Origin of the sequence: Desulfomicrobium baculatum DSM 4028, assembly GCF_000023225.1 — a bacterium.
GTDB lineage: Bacteria > Desulfobacterota > Desulfovibrionia > Desulfovibrionales > Desulfomicrobiaceae > Desulfomicrobium > Desulfomicrobium baculatum.
This window is the reverse complement of the sequence record NC_013173.1, coordinates 3564276-3586842: the sequence shown is the minus strand read 5'-3', so window position 1 is coordinate 3586842 and position 22567 is coordinate 3564276. Positions and strand designations below refer to the sequence as shown.

Below are 22567 nucleotides of genomic sequence, written 5' to 3'. Positions count from 1 at the left end.
CCTACTCCACCAGCTGCCCGATGCGTTCCCAACGGATGTCGGTCAGGCTGGCCCAGGACCAGTACAGGATGAGGGCCTTGCCTTCGATGGTGTTGCGTTCCACGAAACCCCAGAAACGCGAATCGTAGGATTCATCGCGGTTATCGCCCATGACGAAGTACTTGTTCTCGGGCACCATCACCGGCCCGAAATTGTCGCGCCGCGGCACGGACGTGGAGGAGTCCACATGCTGAATGTAGGATTCCTGCAGCTCCACGCCGTTGCGGAAAACCTTCTTGTCCCGGATCTCGATGACGTCTCCGGGAACGCCGATAACGCGCTTGATGAAGTCTTTGGACGGATCTTCGGGGAATTCGAAAACGATGATGTCGCCCTGCTCCGGGCCTTCACGTTCGATGATCATGGTGTTGGTGAACGGGATTTTCACGCCGTAGGCGAACTTGGTGACCAGCAGATGGTCGCCGATCTGCAACGTCTGGAGCATGGATCCGGATGGGATCTTGAATGCCTGGACCACAAAGGAACGAATAAAAAACGCCAGAATCAGCGCCACGATAAGGGCTTCGGCGTATTCTTTGAGCATTGTCTGCCAACGAGGGTTCATGTCTGTACCTGCCTGATACGTAATCTGCCAACGCAGTTGTTATCAAAAATAAGAATCTATTCGTCTGACTGGAGGGCTGCCAGAAACGCTTCCTGTGGAATCTCCACGCTGCCCATGCGCTTCATGCGCTTCTTGCCTTCTTTCTGCTTTTCCAGGAGCTTGCGCTTTCTGGTGATGTCGCCGCCATAGCACTTGGCCGTGACGTTCTTGCGCATGGGCGAGACCCGCTCGCGCGCAATGATCTTGCTGCCCACCGCGGCCTGGATGATGATCTCGAACAGCTGGCGATGGATGACCCGCTTGAGCTTCAGCGCCAGGGCCCGGCCCCGGTACGCCGCATTGGAGCGGTGCACGATGACGGCCATGGCGTCCACGGGCTCGGAGTTGATGAGCACATCCAGCTTGACCAGATCGGCCACCCGGTAGTCGATGACCTCGTAATCCAGGGAGGCGAAGCCCTTGGTCACGGACTTGAGGCGATCGAAGAAGTCATAGACGATCTCCGAGAAGGGGAGCTCGTAGCTGATGACCACGCGGGTGGACGTCATGTAGCGCATGTCCTTCTGGATGCCGCGCTTCTCCTCGCAAAGCCCCAGCACGTTGCCCACATAATCGTTGGGAACGTGAATCTCCATGCGCACGAAAGGCTCGGCGATGGACTGGATCTTTTCCTGCGGAGGCAGGTTGCTCGGATTGTCAATGTCAAAGGTCACGCCGTCAATACGGGTCACTCGGTATATCACCGAAGGGGCCGTAGCGATGAGCTTGGCCTGGAACTCGCGCTCAAGGCGTTCCTGGATGACCTCCATGTGCAAGAGCCCCAGAAACCCGCAACGGAAACCAAAACCCAGCGCCTGAGAAGTCTCGGGCTCGTAGTACAGGGCCGCGTCGTTGAGTTGCAGCTTTTCCAGCGCCGACTTCAATGTGTCGTATTCGCCCGGCTCCACGGGATAAAGGCCGCAAAAGACCATGGGCTTGATGGTCTTGAACCCGGGGAAAGGAGAATTCGTGGGATTGTCCGGATCGGTGATGGTGTCGCCGACCTGGGCGTCTTTGAGCTCCTTGATGGCCGCGCACAAAAAGCCGACCTCGCCCGCCGCAAGCTGTTTTATATCCGTGGGTTCCGGTGAAAACACGCCGAGCTTGGTCACTTCGAACTTCTTGCCCGTGGCGCACATCTGCACGCGCTGGCCGTTCTTGACCCGTCCCTCCAGCACCCTGAAGAGTACGACCACGCCCTGATACGAATCGTACCAGGAGTCGAATATCAGGGCTTTAAGCGGCCCCTCGGTGTCGCCCTTTGGCGGCGGAACCCGCTCCACGAGGCGCTCAAGCAGCTCTTCCACGCCCAGCCCCGACTTGGCCGAAACCTTGACGATGTCGGTGCAGTCGATGCCGATGACTTCCTCGATCTCCTCCGCCACCCGTTCGGGCTCGGCGCTGGGCAGATCGATCTTGTTCAGGACGGGCAACACTTCCAGATCATTGTCCAGCGCCATGTACACGTTGGCCAGGGTCTGGGCTTCCACGCCCTGGGTGGCGTCGACCACCAGCAGCGCCCCGTCGCAGGCGGCCAGGCTGCGCGAGACTTCGTAGGAGAAGTCCACGTGGCCGGGCGTGTCGATGAGGTTTAGGATATAGTCGCGGCCGTCCTTGGCCTTGTACGGAATGCGCACGCTCTGGGCCTTGATGGTGATGCCGCGTTCCTGTTCCAGCTCCATGCGATCCAGGTACTGGTCCTTTTTCTGGCGATCGGAAATGAGCCCCGTCTTTTCCATGATCCGGTCGGCCAGGGTTGACTTGCCGTGATCAATGTGGGCTATGATGCTGAAATTTCTAATATTTTCTTGTGTTGCCATATGTCCTGTGTTGGGAGAGAGACTCGCGTTCATTACGGATAAAACATTTTTTTATATTTGATTTTCTTTTGGATGTCCATTGAGCGCACGGCGGGAAAAATTTCGACAGGACGTAATAAAAATAAACCACTTCAGATAGTTAAGCCAAAAATCGGCAAAAAGAACGGTCTCACCCCGTGGCTGGCATTGGAGACGCGAACAAAACTTGAGAACTTTTGAAATCAAGGATATATGATCGTTTTCCCATTACCTGCGACCAGGCTGGCGCCATGTCCAAACTCAAAGCGTTGCTTCTTCACCCGGACCCCGAAGTCAGGTCTCAATTGCGAGACATGCTCTCCCCTGTCAAGGAGATTGCCGTGCTCGGGGAAGCGGTGTCCTCGTTTGAGGCCCTGGAGATGCTGACCTTTATTCCCTACGATGTCTTTTTCATGGGCACGGACCTGCCGCACGGGGTCAGCGGCATGGAACTAGCCGCGCATCTGGCCCAGGGCGACGACCCTCCGGCGCTCATTTTTCTGGCCACGGAAGAGGATCAGGCCTTCACCGCCTTCGAACTCGGCGCCGCCGACTATCTGCTCTGGCCCGCCAACGCGAACCGTTTCGCGCGCTCCATCGAGCGCCTGCGCCCGCTGCTTCCGCGCAAAAAGGCCGCGCCCCCGACCCAGCCCCTGCAGTCCCGTCAGCACATCAGCGAAGAGACCGTGCAGCTTTCCATGGGCGACGACGAGGAAGAGATCTTCGTCAACGCCCTGCGCCAAGCCTGGGACATGAGCCGGGAGCGCTCCCCGGAGATCGAGAAGCTTCCTGTCAACCAGGAAGGCCGGCACATCCTCATCCCCTACACGCAAATCGTGTACGTGGAGGCCTACGAGGATTACAGCTTCGTGCACACGGCTCAGGATCGCTTCCTGACCTCCTACCGACTCAAGAACCTGGAAGCGCGGCTGCGCCCACATCGCTTCTGCCGCGTGCACCGCAAATATCTGGTCAACCTGGACATGGTCACGGAGATCGCCTCCATGCCCGGCGGCAATTTCATGCTGCGCACGGCCGGGCGCAAGAAGATCGAGCTTCCGGTCAGCAGGCGGCGCATCGGCGAACTGAAGAAAATTTTGCAGCTCTAGCGGCGCTTACCTGCCGCATAAGACCTTTAGCCGAGAATGGGCTTTCCCCGAATACAAAAATGAGTACACAAATGGATCGAGGCATGAAACGCGGCCTGCCGCGCAAGGAGAACGCCATGAAAGAAACCGACATGGCCTATAGCGAGGAACTCGTCTTCCGTCCCCTGCCCCAACTGGTCATCGAGGCCAATGTCAACCCGCAGGAATTCGCCACGGCCCAGGCCTCGGCCAAGGCCGACTTTCTTGGCTACTGGGAAGACGCGGCCCAGGAGCTGGACTGGTTCCACAAATGGGACACGGTGCTGGATGACTCCGAAGCGCCGCGCTACCACTGGTTCAAGGGAGCCCAGTGCAACATCGTCTACAACGCCCTGGACCGGCACATCGAGACCGCCAACAAGAACAAGCTGGCGCTGATCTGGGAAGGCGAGGCCGGAGACACCAAGAAGTACACCTACTACGAGCTCTACCGTGAGGTGAACAAGCTGGCCAATGCCATGCGTTCCCTGGGACTTGGCAAGGGCGACCGGGTGGTTCTCTACATGCCGCTCATCCCCCAGACCATGATGGCCATGCTGGCCTGCGCCAAGATCGGGGCCGTGCATTGCGCGGTCTTTGCCGGGTTCTCGGCCAAGGCCCTGCGCCAGCGCATCACCGAGGTCGAGGCCAAGCTGGTGGTCACGGCCGACGGATTCTATCGAAACGGCCGCATCGTCAACCTGAAAGCCACCGTCGACGAGGCGCTGGTGGGAGGGTGCGACTGCGTGGAGACCGTGGTCGTGGTCAATCGCGCCAAGCTGGACGTGGACATGGGCGAGGCCCGCGACATCTGGTACGATGCCCTGGTGCGCCAGGAACGCTCGGATGCGGCAACCGAGATCATGAATTCCGATGATCCGCTTTTCATCCTGCACACCTCGGGAACCACGGGCGAACCCAAGGGCATCGTGCATGGCCATGCCGGGTACATGGTGGGGTTGCACCGGTCGCTGGACTGGGTCTTCGACATCAAGCCCACGGACATTTTCTGGTGCACCGGCGACATGGGTTGGATCACCGGCCACAGCTACGTGGTCTACGGCCCGCTCATCGCCGGCACGACCACGGTCATGTACGAGGGGCACCCCCTCTATCCCCAGGCCGACCGCATGTGGGACATCGTGGCCCGCTACGGGGTGACGGTCCTCTACACCGCGCCCACGGTCATCCGCATGCTCATGCGCTACGGCAACCAGTATCCGCGCATGCACGACCTCTCCACCCTGCGCCTGCTGGCCAGCGTCGGCGAACCCATCTCGCCGGACACTTGGCTGTGGTTCTACAAGTATATCGGGCACTCCCAGTGCCCCATCCTCGATACGTGGTGGCAAACAGAAACGGGCGGGTGCATGATCACGCCCTTCCCGGTCTCGGTTTTGAAACCCGGCTCCGTGCACCGGCCCATGCCGGGCATCGAGGTGGACATTGTCGACGAGGAGGGCAACCGCGTGGAGGACGGAGTCGCCGGCAACCTGGTGGTGACCAAGCCCTGGCCGTCCATGCTGCTCGATATTTTCGGCAAGCCGGAGATGCACGAGGCGACCTACTGGCCCCTGGGTCCCGGCAAGTACTGGGCAGGGGACATCGCCACCCGCGACGAGGACGGCCTGATCTGGATTCATGGCCGCTCCGACGACGTCATGAACATCGCCGGGCACCGCATCGGCAACGTCGAACTGGAAAACGCCTTCCTCGCCCACAAGGCCGTGGCCGACGCCGCCGTCATCGGCATCCCGGACAAGATCAAGGGCGAAGTGGCCAAGGCCTTCATCGTGCTGCAACCGGAATTCGCAGCCCTGGACGACCACAACGAAATCATCCGCATGCTCAAAACCCATATCCGCAAGGAAGTGGGCCCCGTGGCCGTGATCCGCTCCGTGGAGTTCGTGGAGGCCCTGCCCCGCACCCGCAGCGGCAAGATCGTGCGCCGGGTATTGAAGGCCAGGGAAGCGGGGCTCGAGGTCGACCTAGGTGCCGTCGTCGAAGACTAGGCCTCCTGAAGACCATGATCGAAGCGCTTATACCAAAGCACGGCGGTTATCGAAGCCTCAAAAGCTTTCAGGTCGCGCAACTGGTCTACGACGTGACGGTGCTGTTCTGCGAACGCTTGGTAAACAGGCGAAGCCGCACCCACGACCAGATGGTCCAGGCCGCCCGTTCCGGCGTGCAAAACATCGCCGAGGGCAGCCAGGCTTCGGGCACGTCGAAAAAGATGGAACTCAAGCTGACGAGCGTGGCCCGGGCCAGCCTGGAAGAGCTTCGCCTGGATTATGAGGATTTTTTGCGCCAGCGCGGTTTGCCACAGCTTGAGGCGGAGCATCCGGCGCTAAAGCGGTTCAAAGCGAGGCGCTGTGCAAAGCTGGATGATGTGCGGCAGTGGGTGGCCGAAGAAATAAAAAGAATGGACGAACACAGACTTACAAGGACCGCCACGGACAACGCACAAGGCCAAGGCGTTCAGGCAGTTCCGGGGTCCGTGCCCGTCCGTGTTCGTCCGTGTCAGTCCAGAGGGTTCATTCCCCCCGCCAAACCCCTCTCCCCTGAAACCCTGGCTGCCAATGCCGCCCTTTCCCTCCTGAACCTGGCCTGCCATCTTCTGGACCGCCAGCTTGCCGCCCAGGCTGAAGACTTCCCTCAGGAGGGCGGCTTCACCGAACGGCTGTACCGCCTTCGCTCGAAGCGCCGCTCGTAAATCTCACCCAAGGCCGCCGCGCAACAGATCGGCATAGAGCCGAGCCTGAATATACTGGGCCAGGGCGGTCACCGCCCGGTCGCAGACCGGAAAGACCGGCACGCCCTCGGCCATGAGCGCGTCGCGCAGGGGGTCGTAGAGGCGGCCGCCGTCGATGACGCCGATGATGGGCTTGTCGCTCTGACCGGCCACGTCCGGCAGCAACTTTGCGATGCTGCTCTCGGCGTGCAGGTCAAAGGCCGGGACATCCGTTTCGGCCAGGGTGTGCATGGCCGGGGAAAGGGGGTCCAGGCCCAGGACCACGGCGTCAACGCCGGGGTCGGCGGCCAGGATGGCGGCGATGCGGGCGTGGGCGTCGTCATCGGCCGCCGGGTTGATGTCGAGCGGATTGACGATGCCCACCAGTGCGTCCAGGCGTTTTTCGCGCAGCACTGCGGCGATCTTGTCCACGGTCTCGGGGGCGAAGGGCGCAAGCTGCATGGAATAGTCGTCGCTCTGAATGGAATCGGCCATGCCCACAGCCTCGAATCCAGCCCCACTGACCGCCGCCAGCCGATTGCCCCGGATCTTCTTGCCATACAGGGTTTCGGCCAGCAGAAAAAGATCCTGAAACTGGTTGAAATTCTGGGCCACAATGGCTCCGGCCTGACGCACGCAGGACTCGCAGACCATGAAATCTCCGGCCAGGGACGCAGTGTGGCCGCTGGTGGCGGACTTGCCTTCCGGCGTACGCCCCGCCTTGTAGAAGACCACCTCCTTGCCCGCCATGACGGCCTCGCGCACAGCGCGGCAAAAGGCCAGCCCGTCAAGATCGCTGAACCCCTCGGCGTAGACAGCGATGACATCCACCTGATCGGAGTCCTTGAAATAACTGACCATGTCCCCCAGAGTCAGGTCCGTCTGGTTGCCCATCGAAATCATATAGGCCGGGACCAATTCGGGGCACTGGCTGCTGCGGTGCAGCATGAAGGCACCGCTCTGACTGACCAAAGCCGCGCGGCGGTATGGCTTGCCCCGGTCGCGCGGCAGCTTCTCCTCGGGAATGAACCACGTGTCGTAGCGCCCGGGCCGGGAGACCACGCCCATGCAGTTGGCGCCAAGAAAGACCGGGCCGCCGTCACCCCTGCTGTGGGCCGCATTGATCTGCGCCACGACCTGGGCGGCGCGTTCGCGGCTGTCCTCGGTCTCTCCCATGCCGCCGGGGATGAGCATGACCGCGTGGGCCGCATCCCGGCTGATGATCTCCTCCACCAGGTCCGGCACCTGGGCCGCGCCCACGGCCACGACCAAGAGATCGAGCTTGTGCGGCAGGGCGGCCAGATCCGGTACGCACTGCACGCCGCTTTTGTCCGGGGCACCCTCGCGCAGGATGGTGACGCTTTGTGGGTCAAAGCCCTGGGCCAGGATGTTTTCCAGGATGATGCGCCCGAAATTCCTGCGCGTGGCCGAAACACCGATGATGCCGATGCGCTGCGGGTGCAGCAGGTTTTGGATTTTGCCCACGGGACGCGCTACAGGACGATCTTCCGGCAGGGAAAAGCGGCACATGCCGTCAAGCGGCACCATCAGATAATCGGTGAAGGCGAAGGGGTTGACCTCCAGCTCTTCGATGACAAAGGGCGCGTCCGGATTATCCGGCGAATAGAAATTGGCCATGGCCACGAAACTCTCGAAGCATTCGATGAGCTGCTCGTCGGCGACGATGCGGCGCTGTCCCCGGGTCAACCCGGCCAATTTCTTGTAGGAGATGGTCTGGCGGAAAAGTTCGAAAAATGTCTGGCCGTCGGTCATGAGGGTGGACGCGGCCACAATGGCCTGGCCCTTGCGGAAGCGCTGGGCGTAAAGCTCCGTGTCCGTGCCGCCCAGGCCGGCGCTCACAATCATGCCGAACTCGCGAGTGCGCCGCAGGCCCACGATGAGCTCGTGGCCGAAGGTATCGGAATCCGGCGGCATGAACTGCACCTGCAGCACGCCCTTCACGTCCCGGCTGATGGCTGCCACCAAGGCCTGCCCGCTGAGATTTCGGTAGGAGGGCGGCGCGGCGTCGGGGTTGCGCTCGATCCAGGCCGCATAATTCTCCGGCACCTCGTAGAGCATGCGCCGCTGGGCCGAGCGCACGCTCTGGGGCGTCTTGGCCACAATCCGCACCCCGCCAACCTCGGTCTTATGCACAATGGTCGGAGAAACAATCTTGAGCACGGCCCGTTCCCCGGGAATTCCCACCAAATCCTCATCAGAAGCCCGCGCCCCGCGCAACATCAGATGGGAACGCGGAGGAGTCTCGGCTCCGGACTTGGAGAGCAGGGTGTAGACTTCGTATTCGTAGAGGAAATTTCTGAATTCGGCGTGGGCTTGCTGAAACAGGGCCGTGATGGCCATAAAGTCGATATAATCGGATGAATTCACAGGCGCTCCTTGGAGAGGATGATGAAAGCCATCATGCCCGGAGCGGGATTATCGATCAAGAGTGGAAAATTGAGGAGATCATCTGGGTGCTTGACAAAAATTAAAAAGAGACTTGGCCCCTTTTCACTTACTTTTCTGACCTTTGAGAAAGATTAAGCCCTCGCTAATTAATTAACGAGGGCTTATTGATAGAATCAATTACTAATTATTCTAAAAAATACTACGGAGCAAGAGTACAATTTGCGTTTGCGCCCTCATCAATCTGAACATAGAAGTCGTATCCCGCATAATTTAGCTCAGTATTTTGAGCCGAATAGTACTGATTACCAGTTACAAAGCGTATAGTTCCATTATTCTGAACAGAAAAGTCATCGCCTGTCAGCAAGGTCCCCGGAATTTCGCATGTTTGGTTATTGTCCGTACCATTCACAGCAAATCTAGCTGCGGCGTCATTCATACAATTTCGCAAATCAGCTTCACAAGAAGCTTCCGCTGCATTTCTTTTATACTTCGTAAACTGCGGAATCGCGATCGCGGCCAAAATACCGATAATTGCCACAACGATCAAAAGTTCGACCAGGGTGAAGCCTTTTTCATTCTTTCTGAACCGGTTCATACAATCCTCCAATAACGTTGGGTTAAATATCCATGCTTGTGATGGGCTACTATCACTATCCGTGCCAAGATGTCATTTCTTTTATTTCCGTTTGGTTAGACAAAGGCGAACAAATTTGGGACAGTTATGCTGACAAAATTTGTCAGCTCAAGCCCATTTTTGGGCTGGACTCCGCCCATCCTTGACTTGCGCCCCAGATGACCTAAATCAGAAGGGGCTGATTTTTAGTTTATAAGGCATCAGGACGCGCCTCTCTCTTGAAATTTCAAAATATCCTGCTCTGCCAAAGCCCATTAATAGCAAAAAACATAATAATAACGTGGAGGAACAATGAATTTCCAGACTGTTTCCCAGACCCGCACCGATGTGCAGGCGACCAACCTTTTTCTGCGCGGGGTCTACAATTGGATGAGCCTGGGGCTGGGGCTGACCGCCGTGGTTGCATATGCCGTGGCCACCACACCCGCCATTGCCCAGGCCATCTTCGCCAACCCCATCATTTTCTGGGGCCTGATAATTGCCCAGTTCGGCCTAGTCCTGGCCATCTCCGGGGCCGTGCACCGCATGTCCGCCTTTACCGCCACGGGGCTTTTTCTGCTTTACAGTGCCTTGAACGGTGCCACGCTGTCGTCCATTCTCATGGTCTACACGGCGGCCTCCATCTTCAAGGCCTTCATCGTCTGCACCGGCATGTTCGCAGCCATGAGCGTCTACGGGGCGACCACCAAGAAGGACCTGACCGGCTGGGGCAGCTTTTTGTTCATGGGCCTCATTGGCATCATCATCGCCTCCATCGTGAACATCTTCATGGCCAGCTCCGCCCTTGATTTCGTCATCAGCGGCATCGGCGTGCTCATCTTCACCGGCCTCACCGCCTACGACACCCAGAAGCTCAAAGTCATGGGCGAGTCCGCTCCCATGGACGACACCGTGGCCGTCCGCCGCGGCACCATCCTGGGCGCGCTGACCCTGTACCTGGATTTCATCAACCTGTTTCTCTTTTTGCTGCGATTCTTCGGATCTTCCCGAAATTAATCCGGGGCGGCCGCAAGCCGCCCTTTTCCTTTTCGGCGCCTAAATCATGACTCCTGACCGCATCTCTCGTCTGCAAAGCCAGTTCCCGCATTTCCTGGGCCCCTTAAGCAAGGCCTATGCACGACTGATGCGCCTGCGCGCCAGGCTTTTCGCTTCCGGCAAACGCGCCTCCTGGAGGCCTCCCGCCCCCTGCATCAGCGTCGGCAACATCTCCTGGGGCGGCACCGGCAAGACCCCGGTCGTGTCCTGGCTGCTGGACTGGGCGCGCGACGAGGGCCTTCGCCCCACGGTGCTGACTCGCGGCTACGGCGGCAAACCGCCGCACCGACCCTATGCGGTGCAGCTCTTAAGCCCGCCGCATGAAGCGGGCGACGAACCGCTGCTCTTGAAGCGCACCCACCCCCAGGCCCAGATCCTGGTCGATCCCAACCGGGTGCGGGCCGGCAAGATCGCGGCCAGAAAAATGGCCGATCTGTTCGTCCTCGACGACGGGTATCAGCACCTGCGCGTTCAGCGCGACCTGAACCTGTGCCTGCTGTCCCCGCGTGATCTGGACGAGGAATGGAACCGGGTCATCCCCGCCGGGTCATGGCGCGAGGACGTTTCCGCCCTGTCCCGGGCGGACGCGTTTCTGATCAACACCATGTTCGACAACGACGACGGTTGCCTGGAGACGGTCGCCCATATCAAGCTGGCCATCCTCGGCAAGCCCATCTTCTTTTTCCGGGTCACGGCCCGAGGCGTGGCCAACGCCCTGACCGGCGAAACCCAGGACACGCTTGACGGTCGGCGATTCCTGCTGGTCACGGCCATCGCCAATCCGGACAAAGTGTGTCAGACGTGCAAGACCGATCTCGGCGAAAAGCCGGTCCGCCACCTGATCTACCCCGATCATCACCCTTTTGGCCTGTCCGACTGGCAGGCCATTGTCGCGGCCGCCGAACGCAACGACTGCGGCCACATCGTCTGCACGCCCAAGGACGCCGTCAAGCTGGCGCCCTTTGCCGATGATCGGCTGTGGACGCCGCAGCTGACCACCTCTTTTTCAACCGCCGGGCCCATTTCCTTTCGCGACTGGCTCGGCGATCGATTTCACAACCTACCCTGGACTTTACATGCCCCCGAAAAAACAAGCTAAACAACTCAAATTTTCCAAGAAAAACCTTCTTGCCGCCCTGCACCAATCCGGCGCGCCGCTGCGCAGCAAGAACATCTTCGATCTGTTCGACGCCGACGCCTCCCTCAAGAAAGTCATCAAATCCACGTTGGCCCAGATGGTCGAGAGCGGCGAGATCGTACAGATGGGCAAGAGCTACGGCCTCATTGACAACCTGCCGCGCATGACCGGCACCCTTGACGTGCGCCGCTCCGGAGTGGGGTACCTCATTGCCGATGACAGGAAGCAAAAAGACCTCTTCATCCACCCCAATAATTTCGGCGGAGCCTGGCCCGGAGACAAGGTCGTTGCCGTGGTCGACAGCTCGCGCAAAAAAGACTCCCCGGAAGGACGCGTCGTCGAAGTTTTGGACCGGGCCACGCGAGAACTCTTGGTCCGGGTCAGCCGGCGCATCCATCAGGACAGCTATTTCTGCCACCCCACGGACTCGCGCATGCCCTTCTACACGGTGGTCGATACCAGCGACGTCCCCAACCCTGAAAAGGGCGACATCTTAAGCGTAGCCCCGGTCGAGGAGCAGGAAAAGGGCATTTGGCGTTGCACGGCCCTGCGCCGCCTGGGCGAGGAGCGGGACCTGGCCACCCAGGAACTGCTGGTCAAGACCGGCTATTCCATCCCGGAAGTGTTTCCGGTTCCCGCGCTGCGTCAGGCCGAAGCCCTGCCAGACACGCCGTCGCCCCAGGACTGGGCGGAACGCAACGATCTGCGCAAGCTCGCCCTGGTGACCATCGACGGCGAGACGGCCAAGGATTTCGACGACGCGGTCTACGTGGAACGGCAGGAGAATGGCTACCGGCTGGTGGTGGCCATCGCCGATGTGGCCCACTACGTGCCCGAAGGCTCGCCCCTGGATGTCGAGGCCTTGGCCCGCGGCAATTCCTATTATTTCCCGCTCTCCGTGGAGCCCATGTTCCCCGAGGCCCTGTCCAACGGACTGTGCAGCCTGCGCCCAAAAGTTGCGCGACTGGCCATGGTCGTGGACACGCCCTATTCCATGGACGGCGAACCCGGCGCGCCGAGGCTCTACAATGCCGTGATCATGAGCCAGGCCCGCCTGACCTACAACCAGGTGCAGGCCGCCCTGGATGGTACGCCGGACCAGGACACGGCCGAGCTGCTGCCCATGCTGCGCGACGCCGAGGAACTGGCCAAAATCTTCATGAAGCGGCGCATGGATCGCGGCTGTCTGGACTTCGACATCCCCGAAGCCCAGGTCCGCGTAATCGAGGACATCATCAGCGTCCACGCCGGAACGCGCCTCTTCAGCCACCGCCTGATCGAGGAATTCATGATCGCGGCCAACGAGCGCGTGGCCGAATACATGGGCGCGCGGCAGCGCGTCTTCCCGTACCGCATCCACCCCCAGCCCGACGAGAAAAAGCTGGAGACCCTGCTGCGCATGCTCTCGCACACCAGCCTGGTGGACCGCCTGCCCAAGGAAATGAACCAGATGGGACTCCAGCACATTTCCCATGCGGCCAAAGGCACGGACATCGAGTATCTGGTCAACCGCCTCATCCTGCGCACCATGATGCAGGCCCAGTATTCGCCGGAGAACGACGGCCATTACGGACTGGCGTCGGTCGCATATTGCCACTTCACCTCGCCCATCCGCCGCTACGCGGACTTGCTGGTGCATCGCAGCCTGAAAAGACTGATCGCGGGTGAGCCGGAAAAAATGAGCATGGGCGACGTGCAGGGCATCTGCGAAGGGCTGAACGCCCTGGAACGCAAAGCCATGGAGGCGGAGCGGGAGATTCAGAAGAGATCGGCCATTCTGGCCCTGGAGGACCGGATCGGGGAAGAAATGCGCGGGGTTGTTTCAGGCGTTGCCGATTTCGGCTTCTGGGTAGAGCTACTGGACATGCCCGTGGATGGACTGGTGCGGCTTGCGACCCTGGACGACTTCTACGTCTTCGACCCGGAGCGCCAGGATCTCTTAGGCCAACGCACAGGCAAGACCTTCGCCATGGGCCAGACCCTGAACGTGGTGCTGGAAGCCGTGAGCTTGGAGCGGGTGGAGATCAACTTCACGCTGCCCTGACAGGCCGTCCGAAAACGATAACCTGCTGCGGCACCGCAGAAAATCCAGGTCCTTACGTATGCACAATACGCTTCGGATCTGGATTTTCTTTGTTCCGTGCAACTCATTATTTTTGAACAGCCTGTCCATTTGTCATTCTCTCACAGTCAGGCAGGTCACTTCCCGATGCAAAACCCGTCGAACACGGCGCGAAGCACCTCTTCTGAGGTGATCTCGCCCGTGATTTCGGCCAAGATGGCGCAGGCCGTGTCCAGGCGCACGGAGAGGATGTCGTAGGGCAGTCCGGCGGCCAGTTCGTCCAGCAGGTGAGCCAGCTCTTCCGCGGCGCGGACTAGGGCAGTGTGCTGGCGCAGGTTCGGCACCAGCGTTCCGGCTTCGGGAGCACCGGTGGCGGCCACCATGCGGCGGATCGCGGCCAGCAGCCCGGAAACGCCCTGGCCGTGCTTGGCGCAAAGACGGCAGAGCTCCTTGTCTTTCCAAGGGCTTTCCCTCGTCCAGGCTGGCTCTCCGGCGACCAGATCCATCTTGTTGGCCACAACCAGAAGGTTTTCCGTCTCCGCCGCCAGATCCAGATCCTCGGCCCCCGGCCCAAGCTCGGAGTCGATGACCAGCAGCACGAGGTCTGCCCGGGCCAGAAGCTCGCGGCTGCGTTCGATGCCCAAGAGTTCCACGCTATCGAGCGCGGCCCGCAGGCCCGCCGTGTCCACCAACCGCACCGGCAGGCCGTCGATCTGCACCGACTCTTCCAGATAATCCCGCGTCGTGCCCGGGATGTCGGTCACGATGGCCCGGTTGATGCCCAGGATCGCGTTCATCAGACTCGACTTGCCCGCGTTGACCTGCCCGGCCAGGACCACCAGGGCCCCGTCGCGCCAGCAGCGGCCACGGTCGTAATTGTCGGCCAGCTCGGCCATGGCCTCGCGAATCTCGGCAATGTCCCTGGCCAGGTCCTGCGGCGCAAGGCACTCGACCTCGTCTTCGGGAAAATCCACGGCCACGCAAAGCTGCACGCGCACGCTTTCAAGACCGGCCCGAAGCTGGCCGATGCGATGCGCCAGCAGGCCCTCAAGCTTGCTCCCGGCCAGGCCCACGGCCACGGCGGTGGGCGCGCCCACCAGCTCCATGATGGCCTCGGCCTGGGTCAGATCCATGCGCGTATTAAGAAAGGCCCGCTTGGAAAACTCGCCCGCCTCGGCCAACCGAGCACCACCGGCCAGGCATTCCTCCACCACTCGGCGCAAAATGGCCCCGCCGCCATGACACTGCAGCTCGACAACATCCTCGCCCGTGAACGAGCCCGGACCAGGCATGAAAGCCGCCAGCACTTCGTCCAGAAAATTTCCTCGTCCGTCACGCAGTTGCCCGTGATGCAGCTGGTAGGGCTTGAAGTCCGTGAACCCCGGGCGGGAGGAATGGAAAAGAGAGCGCGCGATTTCCCCGGCCGAGGGTCCGCTCAGACGGACAATGCCGATGGCGCCCTGGCCGGGAGGAGTGGCGATGGCCACGATGGTGTCGTTGTTTGTGTTCATGATAAAAAAAAACGGGCCAATAGGCCCGCGAAGGTTAGGATTGATGCGCCTGGGCGGGCTCCTGACGTCTGGGGGGACGGCTGGCGGGTTTGCCGCGCTTGACCGGCAGGATGAGAACCCTTTTCATATGTCCCTCGCCCTTGCTGCGGGTCTGCACGCCGCGATCGTCCTGCAGGGCCATGTGCACGACCCGGCGGTGAAACGAGGACAAGGGCCGGGTGCTTTGCACTCTCCCGGACTTCTTCGCCTTTTCCGACAGGAACTGGGCAATGCCGAGGAGCTGTTCCTCCTGCTTCTGCCGGTAATCGCCGGCATCCAGCTGGATGCGCGGACTTTGCGGCCAGGACTTGGAGACGATGCGGTTGGCCAGATACTGCAGGGCGGTGATGGTCTGCCCGTCGCGGCCGATGATCAGGCCCGAATTGTCCTCGTCTTCGATATGCACGGTGACCGGGCTTGTTGCCGCGTCGATGGTCAGGGTCACATTGACCGCGATGGGCGCGAGCAGGACGGTCATGATCTTGCGAATGTCCGCTTCCAGCAGGACCCTTTCCTCGGGGGAAAGCGTCGTGGCCGGCCGAGGCTCGTCATCATCGTCGAAATCGACGGCGGCATCGACTTCCAAAGCGTCTTCGGCTTCGGCCAGGCCCTCTGCCTCGTCCTGTTTTGGAGCGCCTGCCGGAACATCGCGTTCCGCCACCGCACTCACGAAAGATGGCTCCGGCGCCGGGCTGAGGCGGCGCCTTTTTGCCCGGATGGTCGCCTTTTTGGCGCCCAGGCCAAATATTCCGGATGACCCGCCGCTGACGATATCAATTTCCAGTGCGTCGCGCTCAACGGCAAAAAAACGGCACGCATCATCAATGGCCTGGTCCACGGTCTTGGCCTGAAAATCCTTGTACGTATTCATCAAATCTCCTTCACGTTGCCGGAAGATCAAAACGAGCGCCGCCGCATGGCCGGCGTCCCGGTAGAGGACGCCGTGCCATAAACGCCGCTATTTCGATTTCTTGATCATGTACGACTGCTGGGCGATGGACAGCACGTTGTTGACCAGCCAGTACACAACCAGACCGGACGGGAAGTTCAGGAACAGGAACGTGAAGATGACAGGCATGAACATCATGATCTTGGCCTGCATCGGATCACCCATGGGCGGAGACAGACGCTGCTGCAGGAACATGGTCGCACCCATGATCAGCGGCGTGATGTAGTAGGGATCCTTGGCGGAAAGGTCGGCCAGCCAGACCAGATCGGTGAAGGGCAGGGTCGGGATGAAGGCCGCATGCCTGAGTTCGATGGCGCCGAGCAGTGCCTGGTACAGGGCGAAGAACACGGGAATCTGCAGCAGCATGGGCACGCAACCGCCGGCCGGATTGACCTTGTAGGTCTTGTAGAGCTGCATGATCTCGGAGTTCATCTTCTCGCGGTCATCAGCATATTTTTCACGGATCTTGGCCATCATGGGCTGCAGCTTCTTCATCTGTTCCATGGACTTGTAGCTCTTGTGCGACAATGGCCAGAACAGAAGCTTGATGATGATGGTCAAAATGATGATCGCGATCCCGTAGTTGCCGACGTAGCCGTACAGAAAATTCAGGAACTGGTTGAGCGGCTGGGCGATGATGTGAAAAAAGCCGTAGTGCATGCTGCCCTTCAAATCCTTGGGCATGAGGGACAAGTCCTTCTCCGTCTTGGGCCCGAAATAATAGGACACGGTGCGCAGCTGCGTGATGCCCGGATCAAGCAACACCTGGTCGGCCACGGTCATGCGGTAGACATTGTCCTCAAGCTTGGCGCGGGCAAACATGTCCGAGGAGGTCGGGACCATGGCCAGGAGGAAATAGTTGCTCTCGATGCCGCCCCACTGGGCCGGAGCCGTCGACTCCACCCCGATCTGCAGGTCCTTCTGGCTGTCTTCCTCGGTCAGGCTGCCGGCGGCCATGTAGGCGATCTTGGTCATGTTGTACTTGTCGCTCTCGGCCGTGAGCGGCACGCTGGACACGGAAAAAGCCAGATGCCCCTGCACCTGCGCCGCAGTGACGTTGGTGACCTTGACCTCTTCCTTGACCTCGTACGTGCCGCCGGTGAAGGTCAGCACCCGGTCCATCTGCACGCCGCCGACGACGCCGCTGAGCTGAATGGTGCCGCTCTGGCCAGCAGCCAAATCCAGGTCGCCGCCCTGCACGGTCCACTCACCCTGGGCCCAGGTCGGCAGGGAATTCCAGATCAAACCCATGGGGGCTTTGGTCACCGACTGCGCCGTGACCAGATCGATGTTTTTGGAACCCGGATCAATGGTTTCCTTGTATTCCTTGAGCTCAAAACTCTCCAGCACGCCGCCGGAAGAATTGATCACGGCGCGATAAAGGGGCGTATCCACGGACAGCTTTTCCCCCTTGGAGGGAATAAACTGCACGGTTGGAGAGGAAGGCATCACCTGCGCCGCATCCTGGGAAGCGGGCGCCGCGGTCTGGTTGGGTGCGGAAAGATTCTGGGGGGCCGTTTCCAGAGGAGGAGCCGGGGGGAAAATGTAATTCCAGCCCAGAAGCACCAGCAGGGACAAGGAAACAGCGAGGATGACGCGCTTATTGCTATCCATTGATTTCAATCTCTCTTTGACAAGTTAGGGGTGGGAACCGGATCGTAACCACCGGCACACAGGGGATGACAACGCAACAACCGCCAGAAAGCAAGGCCCATCCCCCGAAAGATTCCATGAGACAAGACGGCCTGCCGGGCATATTCGGAACACGAAGGAGTGAAACGGCAACAGGGAGAATAGAGCGGGGATATCAGATACTGATACAAGGAGAGGATACGTACGAAGACATGGCGCATGGAAACTCCGCAAAAGGCCTAGGCCGCTCCAACCCGGGACACGATTTTTGTCATCAGCGGGCCAAGTTCCGAGGACACCTGCGCAAGGTCCATGGAATCCACGCAAACGCCCCGCTTGGGCACGACGACAATGTCGGCGCACAAGCGAAAATCGTGCTGGTGAAGCCGGAAGTACTCCCGGACCAAACGCTTGACCCGATTGCGCCGCACGGACTTGCCGATTTTTCTGCTCACCGTCAGTCCAAGACGCCAGGACAGTCCGGCGTCTTCCCGCTCGAGCACAAAGAGGCTGAAACTCTTTGAAAAAAAACGACGGCCCCGGTCATAACAGCTGCAAAACTGGGGCCGTCTCTTCAGTCGATACGAGGGAGGATAGGCTAGACGGCTAATCTTTTTCTTCCCTTTGCTCTTCTGCGGCGCAGCACGGCCTGTCCGTTCTTGGTCCGGGAGCGGACGAGAAATCCGTGACTTCTCTTACGCTTGGTGGTGCTCGGTTGATATGTTCTCTTGCTCATTTCGTTTCTCCTTCAAAAAAAGTAAACTGGGAAAGTAGCCGCAAAATCTTAATGCGTCAAGATGTCAAGCGCTCTTGCCCGCTGGACAATTTCGCCCGCTTCCACCAAACTAGGCAGAGCAAGGAGAAAAAAATGTTTTTCCATACACCCGACTGGGAAATGACCCTTTTCAGGTGGATCAACCAGAGCTGGCAGAATCCGCTTTTCGATATGCTCATGCCCCTGTTTTCAAGCCATGCCGTGCTCTGGACGCTGGCCGTGGTGCTGGCGGCCATCTGCCTCAAGCTGGGGCGGGCGTCCACGACCGTTGTCCTGGGACTGGCGTTAAGCATCGGCGCTTCCGACCTGACCTGTTCCCTGATTAAAGAGAGCGTGGGCCGGGTGCGCCCCTACCAGAGCGTCGGCGAGACGCGATTCCAGCAGTCCGGGACATGGGCCGCTCTGCCGCAGGATTTCACGACCACCAAGCAGCAGGGCTCGTCCTTCCCTTCGGCTCACGCCGCCAACTCCGCAGCGGCTGCTCTCGTCCTTTTCGCCACATTCCGCAAGAAGACAATTTGGGCGCTGCCGCTGGTGATCGGCTATTCGCGAATGTATCTTGGAAAACACTTTCCCATGGACATTCTGGCGGGCTGGGCCACGGGACTGGCTGTGGCCGGGGTCCTGCTCCCGCTCTATCCGGTGCTCTGGAGCCGTTTGCGCTCGCGGTGGATCAGATAGAGGTTGCGCGTATAGATGATGGAGCCCGTGGACTGGCCGACAATGAAAACAATGTCCTTGCGCAGGATGGCGTAGGTCAGCAGAAAAAAGCTGCCAAACAGGCTGAAGTACCAAAAACTTATGGGTATGATGCTCTTTTTCTCCCGCTCGGAGACGATCCACTGCCAGAAAAAGCGCATGAAGAAAAAGCCCTGACCCGTAAAACCGATGGCCAAGAGCCACCACTGCGTCGTCAATTCCATGTTCCGCCCAAGGCGCGCACGCGCCATATGATGAAGCTCCGCCCAGCCCAGCCGATCAGCCCGGACCGTGCGCCCGGGATCAGCCTGGAAAACAGGTCACTCTTCAAATATCATTTAACGTTTGTATCAGAAACCACGTACCCGATATGCCGCTTCTGCATCCAGCGCACCGCGAGCAGATCGTAGGCCGAGGACCAGGCCCGATCCCAGATCCCGTACTTGGAGACGCCCTTGCTGCGCGGACGATGATTGACCCGCACTTCCGCCACCTTCGCCCCTTCAAGCTTCATGAGCGTGGGCAGAAAACGGTGCATGCCCGTGAACATGGGGATCCGCTTGACCATCTCGGCACGCATTACTTTAAGAGAGCAGCCCGTGTCACGGACAGTTTCACGGCTGATCCTGTTGCGCACCCAGTTGGCGAAACGCGAGGCCCAGCGCTTGACCACGCTGTCCTGACGCTTGGCCCGCCATCCGATGACCATGTCCACGCCCTGGGCGTAGACGTCGAGCATGGCCGGGATATCGGCGGGATCGTTCTGCAGGTCGGCGTCCAAGGTCACGACCACGTCGCCGCCCGCATAGCGGAAACCTGCGGCAAAGGCCGCGGACTGCCCGCAGTTCCTGGCAAAGGATAAAAAGCGGACACGCTCGTCCGCCCCGGCCAAAGCACGAATCACGCCCAGACTGGAGTCCGAGCTGCCGTCATCCACGAGCAGAAGCTCATAGGCGCAGGTCAATCCGGAAAGGCTGCGGGTGATCTCCGAGTACAGATCCTGAAGATTTTCTTCTTCATTATATACCGGAATAATTAAAGAAATTTTATTAATTGTGTTTTTCATAAGAAAAAAGTGAATATAGCATTTGACAAGCGTTGTAAACCTACATAGAAAGCTCTTCTCACATGGCGCGGGGTGGAGCAGCATGGTAGCTCGTCGGGCTCATAACCCGAAGGCCGTAGGTTCAAATCCTGCCCCCGCTACCAAAGAAATCAAAGGCTTGCAGTGGAAACATTGCAAGCCTTTTTTCTTATCGGCGTCCAGCCGATACCCAATCCAACACGTCCGCCCCTCGTTCTTGCGAGCACATCGACAACGCTGCGGACTTCTCCCCGCGATATTTTCACTTCAAATTTGCCTAAATTACCGCCGTGCCTGAAAGCCATGACTTCCGGCACGCACAGTTCGTTCAGGTCCCGAATGCGTCCAGGGCCTGGATTGCCGCAGCCGCGTTCTGAGGGTCGCCGCCCTTGCCGATGAGGGTCAGGAAGCGGTCCGGGTCGGACTGCTCGGGAAAGAGCGAAATCTCGTAGCGTCCACCGACATATTGAAAAAGCAGGGCCAGCGGGGAATCCGTGAACTCGATGACGCCCTTGACGCGGAACACGGATGCGGGGAGGCGGTCTACGGATTCAAGGAACCTTTCACGCTCAAGAGGGCCCTCAAGCAGAATGCTTTTGCACCAAAGCCCTTCATGCATGTGCGAAATATGATGCAGTCCGTGGCTTTTGCCCCCAACAGCCCGGTGCGGGCGGTCATCGACGTCCAGCACAAGGGCCGGATGGAGCTCACCGCCCACGGCGGGAAACACGGGCGCATGCGGGTTGTGCGCCTTTACCATTTTGATGACAGCCTCAAGCCGATCCGCATCGACGAGGTCCTGCTTGTTGAGCATCACGATATCCGCCGCCCGGAGCTGGTCGATGGCGATGGAGTGCTCGGCGAAGGTTTGCTGCGCGTTCGGCGCGTCGACCACCGTCAGGATGCTGTCGAAGCGGACCAGATCCGTCAATTCTTCCATTTCCTCCAGCATGTTGAAAGGGTTGGCCAGGCCTGTGGTCTCGACAATGATGTAGTCTGGATCGAAGGACGACATGATGCCTTTCACGGCCCGGTTCAGGCTGCCTGACAAGGTGCAGCAGACACAGCCTTCGTCTATCTCCGTCACGGCATAGTCCAGCAGTTTGCCGTCCAGACCCACGGCCCCGATCTCGTTCTGGATCACGGCCACAAAGCGACTGCGCTGCGTCTGGTATTCAATGAAATGTTTCAAGAAGCTGGTCTTGCCTGAACCCAGAAAGCCGGTCAGCATGATCAGCGGCGGCCTGCCGTCCACGCCGAGGGCTTTCTTGTCGATGCTGGCCGCGCCCTGCAGTCGATTGGAGTTCCACCACGGACTGCCTGCGAACGCCTGCGGCACGGGCGTGCCGGCCGCCCAGTCGTGTTCGACGCGGTAAAATTTGCGAATGGAGTCGCCCAACGTATCGCTCCCTTTAAAATCCCCTTGCCCATAATAAAGCGCCAGGCCCCTCAGCCAGTTGTCATCGGTAGCCGACTCCGAAACCCAGCCCGATACGGAGCGCCGTAATTCATAACCCGGTGCCAGGGCTTGGCGCAAAGCCGCCGGGGGCTGATCCAGAGTGAAGGTCAAAGAAGCCGCCAGAACATCAAAAAAACCGCGCGCCGTCTCAAAGGCCGGAAAATCCGAATCAAGCCCGCCGGGCTCGATCACAACGACCTCCCGCCCGTCGCGCATGACGCTCACCCCCGCCTCGCAAACCAGCCGCAACCGGTCGAGCCCCTCAAGGCCAAGCGTCAGGGCCTTCTTCTCGCCATCGACACCCAGGATCAGGTCCGCGATATAAAAAAGGGCCGCAAACTCTGGGTCGGCCATAAAATCACGCACGCGAGGCATGTATTCCTCGGACTGGCTCAAGGCCGCCGCCTGCAGCGAACACCGTTCGACCAGCTCCTCGTCCGGAAAGGGAAAATAATGCAACTGAAAAGTGCCCCGGACCCAATCCGGGCCATTGACCACGCCGCCAAAGGAAATCCCGAACACACCAGCGAAGCCCTCGACCTTGGCGGTCCAGCATTCCACTGGCCCAGGGACCTGCTTCAGACCACGCCACCCAATGACGTGACGCAGCACCGGCACGAAATTCGTGCGCATCAGAATGACCCTGAAGAGCTCCTGCATGCCCTGTCCGTCAGGCGTGAACAGATCCCCCGGCAGAAAAGAGTCGAAAAGCATGGGAACTCCGTACAGGCTGTCCGGCTCGCACAGTGACCGGCGGCGGCAGGGCAAACCTGCCGCCGCCGGATGAGCCATAATGTATCCT

General features: G+C 59.8%; 20 protein-coding genes and 1 tRNA gene. 8 read left to right on the top strand and 13 right to left on the bottom strand.

Annotated elements, in window-relative coordinates; all coding sequences use genetic code 11:
• Position 1 precedes the first annotated feature (1 nt).
• Both lepB and lepA read right to left on the bottom strand, forming a co-directional pair.
• A complete protein-coding gene (gene lepB / locus DBAC_RS15855; RefSeq protein ID WP_015775333.1) occupies positions 2-604 on the bottom strand; it encodes a signal peptidase I in 603 nt (200 codons plus the stop codon).
• 56 nt (positions 605-660) lie between these two features.
• On the bottom strand, positions 661-2463 hold the full coding sequence (gene lepA, locus DBAC_RS15850) for a translation elongation factor 4 (RefSeq protein ID WP_015775332.1): 1803 nt from the start codon (positions 2461-2463) through the stop codon (positions 661-663).
• Between the two features lie 269 nt (positions 2464-2732).
• Here lepA and DBAC_RS15845 point away from each other — a divergent pair, with 269 nt between their 5' ends.
• From DBAC_RS15845 to DBAC_RS15835, 3 genes are all read left to right on the top strand, one after another.
• Complete coding sequence (locus DBAC_RS15845; protein WP_015775331.1) at positions 2733-3590, top strand: LytR/AlgR family response regulator transcription factor; 858 nt, start codon at positions 2733-2735, stop codon at positions 3588-3590.
• An 83-nt stretch (positions 3591-3673) separates the two neighbouring features.
• Complete coding sequence (gene acs, locus DBAC_RS15840; protein WP_015775330.1) at positions 3674-5620, top strand: acetate--CoA ligase; 1947 nt, start codon at positions 3674-3676, stop codon at positions 5618-5620.
• Between the two features lie 14 nt (positions 5621-5634).
• Positions 5635-6321, top strand: a complete 687-nt coding sequence (locus DBAC_RS15835) for a four helix bundle suffix domain-containing protein (RefSeq protein WP_015775329.1) — start codon at positions 5635-5637, stop codon at positions 6319-6321.
• Between the two features lie 3 nt (positions 6322-6324).
• Here the strand turns inward: DBAC_RS15835 and DBAC_RS15830 are convergent, their stop codons facing one another.
• Positions 6325-8700: an acetate--CoA ligase family protein gene (locus tag DBAC_RS15830; protein WP_043812963.1), complete on the bottom strand. Its 2376-nt coding sequence runs from the start codon at positions 8698-8700 to the stop codon at positions 6325-6327.
• Positions 8701-8947: 247 nt separating this feature from the next.
• Entirely contained in the window at positions 8948-9343 is a 396-nt protein-coding gene (locus DBAC_RS19975; protein WP_015775327.1) for a prepilin-type N-terminal cleavage/methylation domain-containing protein, read from the bottom strand.
• Positions 9344-9673: 330 nt separating this feature from the next.
• Between DBAC_RS19975 and DBAC_RS15820 the strand changes: the two genes are divergently transcribed.
• Genes DBAC_RS15820 through rnr form a run of 3 tightly spaced genes read left to right on the top strand, consistent with a single transcriptional unit; the run spans position 9674 to position 13599 of the window.
• The gene (locus tag DBAC_RS15820; protein WP_015775326.1) at positions 9674-10378 is read left to right on the top strand and encodes a Bax inhibitor-1/YccA family protein; all 705 of its coding nucleotides are present in this window, start codon (positions 9674-9676) and stop codon (positions 10376-10378) included.
• A 46-nt stretch (positions 10379-10424) separates the two neighbouring features.
• Positions 10425-11516: a tetraacyldisaccharide 4'-kinase gene (lpxK, locus tag DBAC_RS15815; protein ID WP_015775325.1), complete on the top strand. Its 1092-nt coding sequence runs from the start codon at positions 10425-10427 to the stop codon at positions 11514-11516.
• Complete coding sequence (rnr, locus tag DBAC_RS15810; protein WP_015775324.1) at positions 11494-13599, top strand: ribonuclease R; 2106 nt, start codon at positions 11494-11496, stop codon at positions 13597-13599. The genes lpxK and rnr overlap by 23 nt, the downstream gene beginning before the upstream one ends.
• A gap of 155 nt (positions 13600-13754) precedes the next feature.
• Here the strand turns inward: rnr and mnmE are convergent, their stop codons facing one another.
• From mnmE to rpmH, 6 genes are all read right to left on the bottom strand, one after another.
• Complete coding sequence (mnmE, locus tag DBAC_RS15805; protein WP_015775323.1) at positions 13755-15128, bottom strand: tRNA uridine-5-carboxymethylaminomethyl(34) synthesis GTPase MnmE; 1374 nt, start codon at positions 15126-15128, stop codon at positions 13755-13757.
• Positions 15129-15162: 34 nt separating this feature from the next.
• Positions 15163-16038: a Jag family protein gene (locus DBAC_RS15800; protein ID WP_015775322.1), complete on the bottom strand. Its 876-nt coding sequence runs from the start codon at positions 16036-16038 to the stop codon at positions 15163-15165.
• An 87-nt stretch (positions 16039-16125) separates the two neighbouring features.
• Complete coding sequence (gene yidC / locus DBAC_RS15795) at positions 16126-17730, bottom strand: membrane protein insertase YidC (RefSeq protein ID WP_015775321.1); 1605 nt, start codon at positions 17728-17730, stop codon at positions 16126-16128.
• A 5-nt stretch (positions 17731-17735) separates the two neighbouring features.
• Positions 17736-17969, bottom strand: a complete 234-nt coding sequence (yidD, locus tag DBAC_RS18555) for a membrane protein insertion efficiency factor YidD (RefSeq protein ID WP_015775320.1) — start codon at positions 17967-17969, stop codon at positions 17736-17738.
• Positions 17970-17987: 18 nt separating this feature from the next.
• Positions 17988-18359: a ribonuclease P protein component gene (gene rnpA / locus DBAC_RS15790; RefSeq protein WP_043811143.1), complete on the bottom strand. Its 372-nt coding sequence runs from the start codon at positions 18357-18359 to the stop codon at positions 17988-17990.
• A complete protein-coding gene (gene rpmH / locus DBAC_RS18550) occupies positions 18347-18484 on the bottom strand; it encodes a 50S ribosomal protein L34 (protein WP_015775318.1) in 138 nt (45 codons plus the stop codon). The genes rnpA and rpmH overlap by 13 nt, the downstream gene beginning before the upstream one ends.
• Before the next feature lie 132 nt (positions 18485-18616).
• Here rpmH and DBAC_RS15785 point away from each other — a divergent pair, with 132 nt between their 5' ends.
• Positions 18617-19204: a phosphatase PAP2 family protein gene (locus DBAC_RS15785; protein ID WP_015775317.1), complete on the top strand. Its 588-nt coding sequence runs from the start codon at positions 18617-18619 to the stop codon at positions 19202-19204.
• Here the strand turns inward: DBAC_RS15785 and DBAC_RS15780 are convergent.
• Both DBAC_RS15780 and DBAC_RS15775 read right to left on the bottom strand, forming a co-directional pair.
• Positions 19159-19473, bottom strand: a complete 315-nt coding sequence (locus DBAC_RS15780; RefSeq protein ID WP_015775316.1) for a lipid-A-disaccharide synthase N-terminal domain-containing protein — start codon at positions 19471-19473, stop codon at positions 19159-19161. The genes DBAC_RS15785 and DBAC_RS15780 overlap by 46 nt on opposite strands.
• A gap of 83 nt (positions 19474-19556) precedes the next feature.
• Complete coding sequence (locus DBAC_RS15775; RefSeq protein WP_015775315.1) at positions 19557-20288, bottom strand: glycosyltransferase family 2 protein; 732 nt, start codon at positions 20286-20288, stop codon at positions 19557-19559.
• Positions 20289-20354: 66 nt separating this feature from the next.
• Between DBAC_RS15775 and DBAC_RS15770 the strand changes: the two genes are divergently transcribed.
• A tRNA-Met gene (locus tag DBAC_RS15770) sits at positions 20355-20431 on the top strand.
• Positions 20432-20634: 203 nt separating this feature from the next.
• Here DBAC_RS15770 and DBAC_RS15765 read toward each other — a convergent pair.
• Positions 20635-22557, bottom strand: a complete 1923-nt coding sequence (locus DBAC_RS15765; RefSeq protein WP_015775314.1) for a CobW family GTP-binding protein — start codon at positions 22555-22557, stop codon at positions 20635-20637.
• Between the last annotated feature and the right edge of the window lie 10 nt (positions 22558-22567).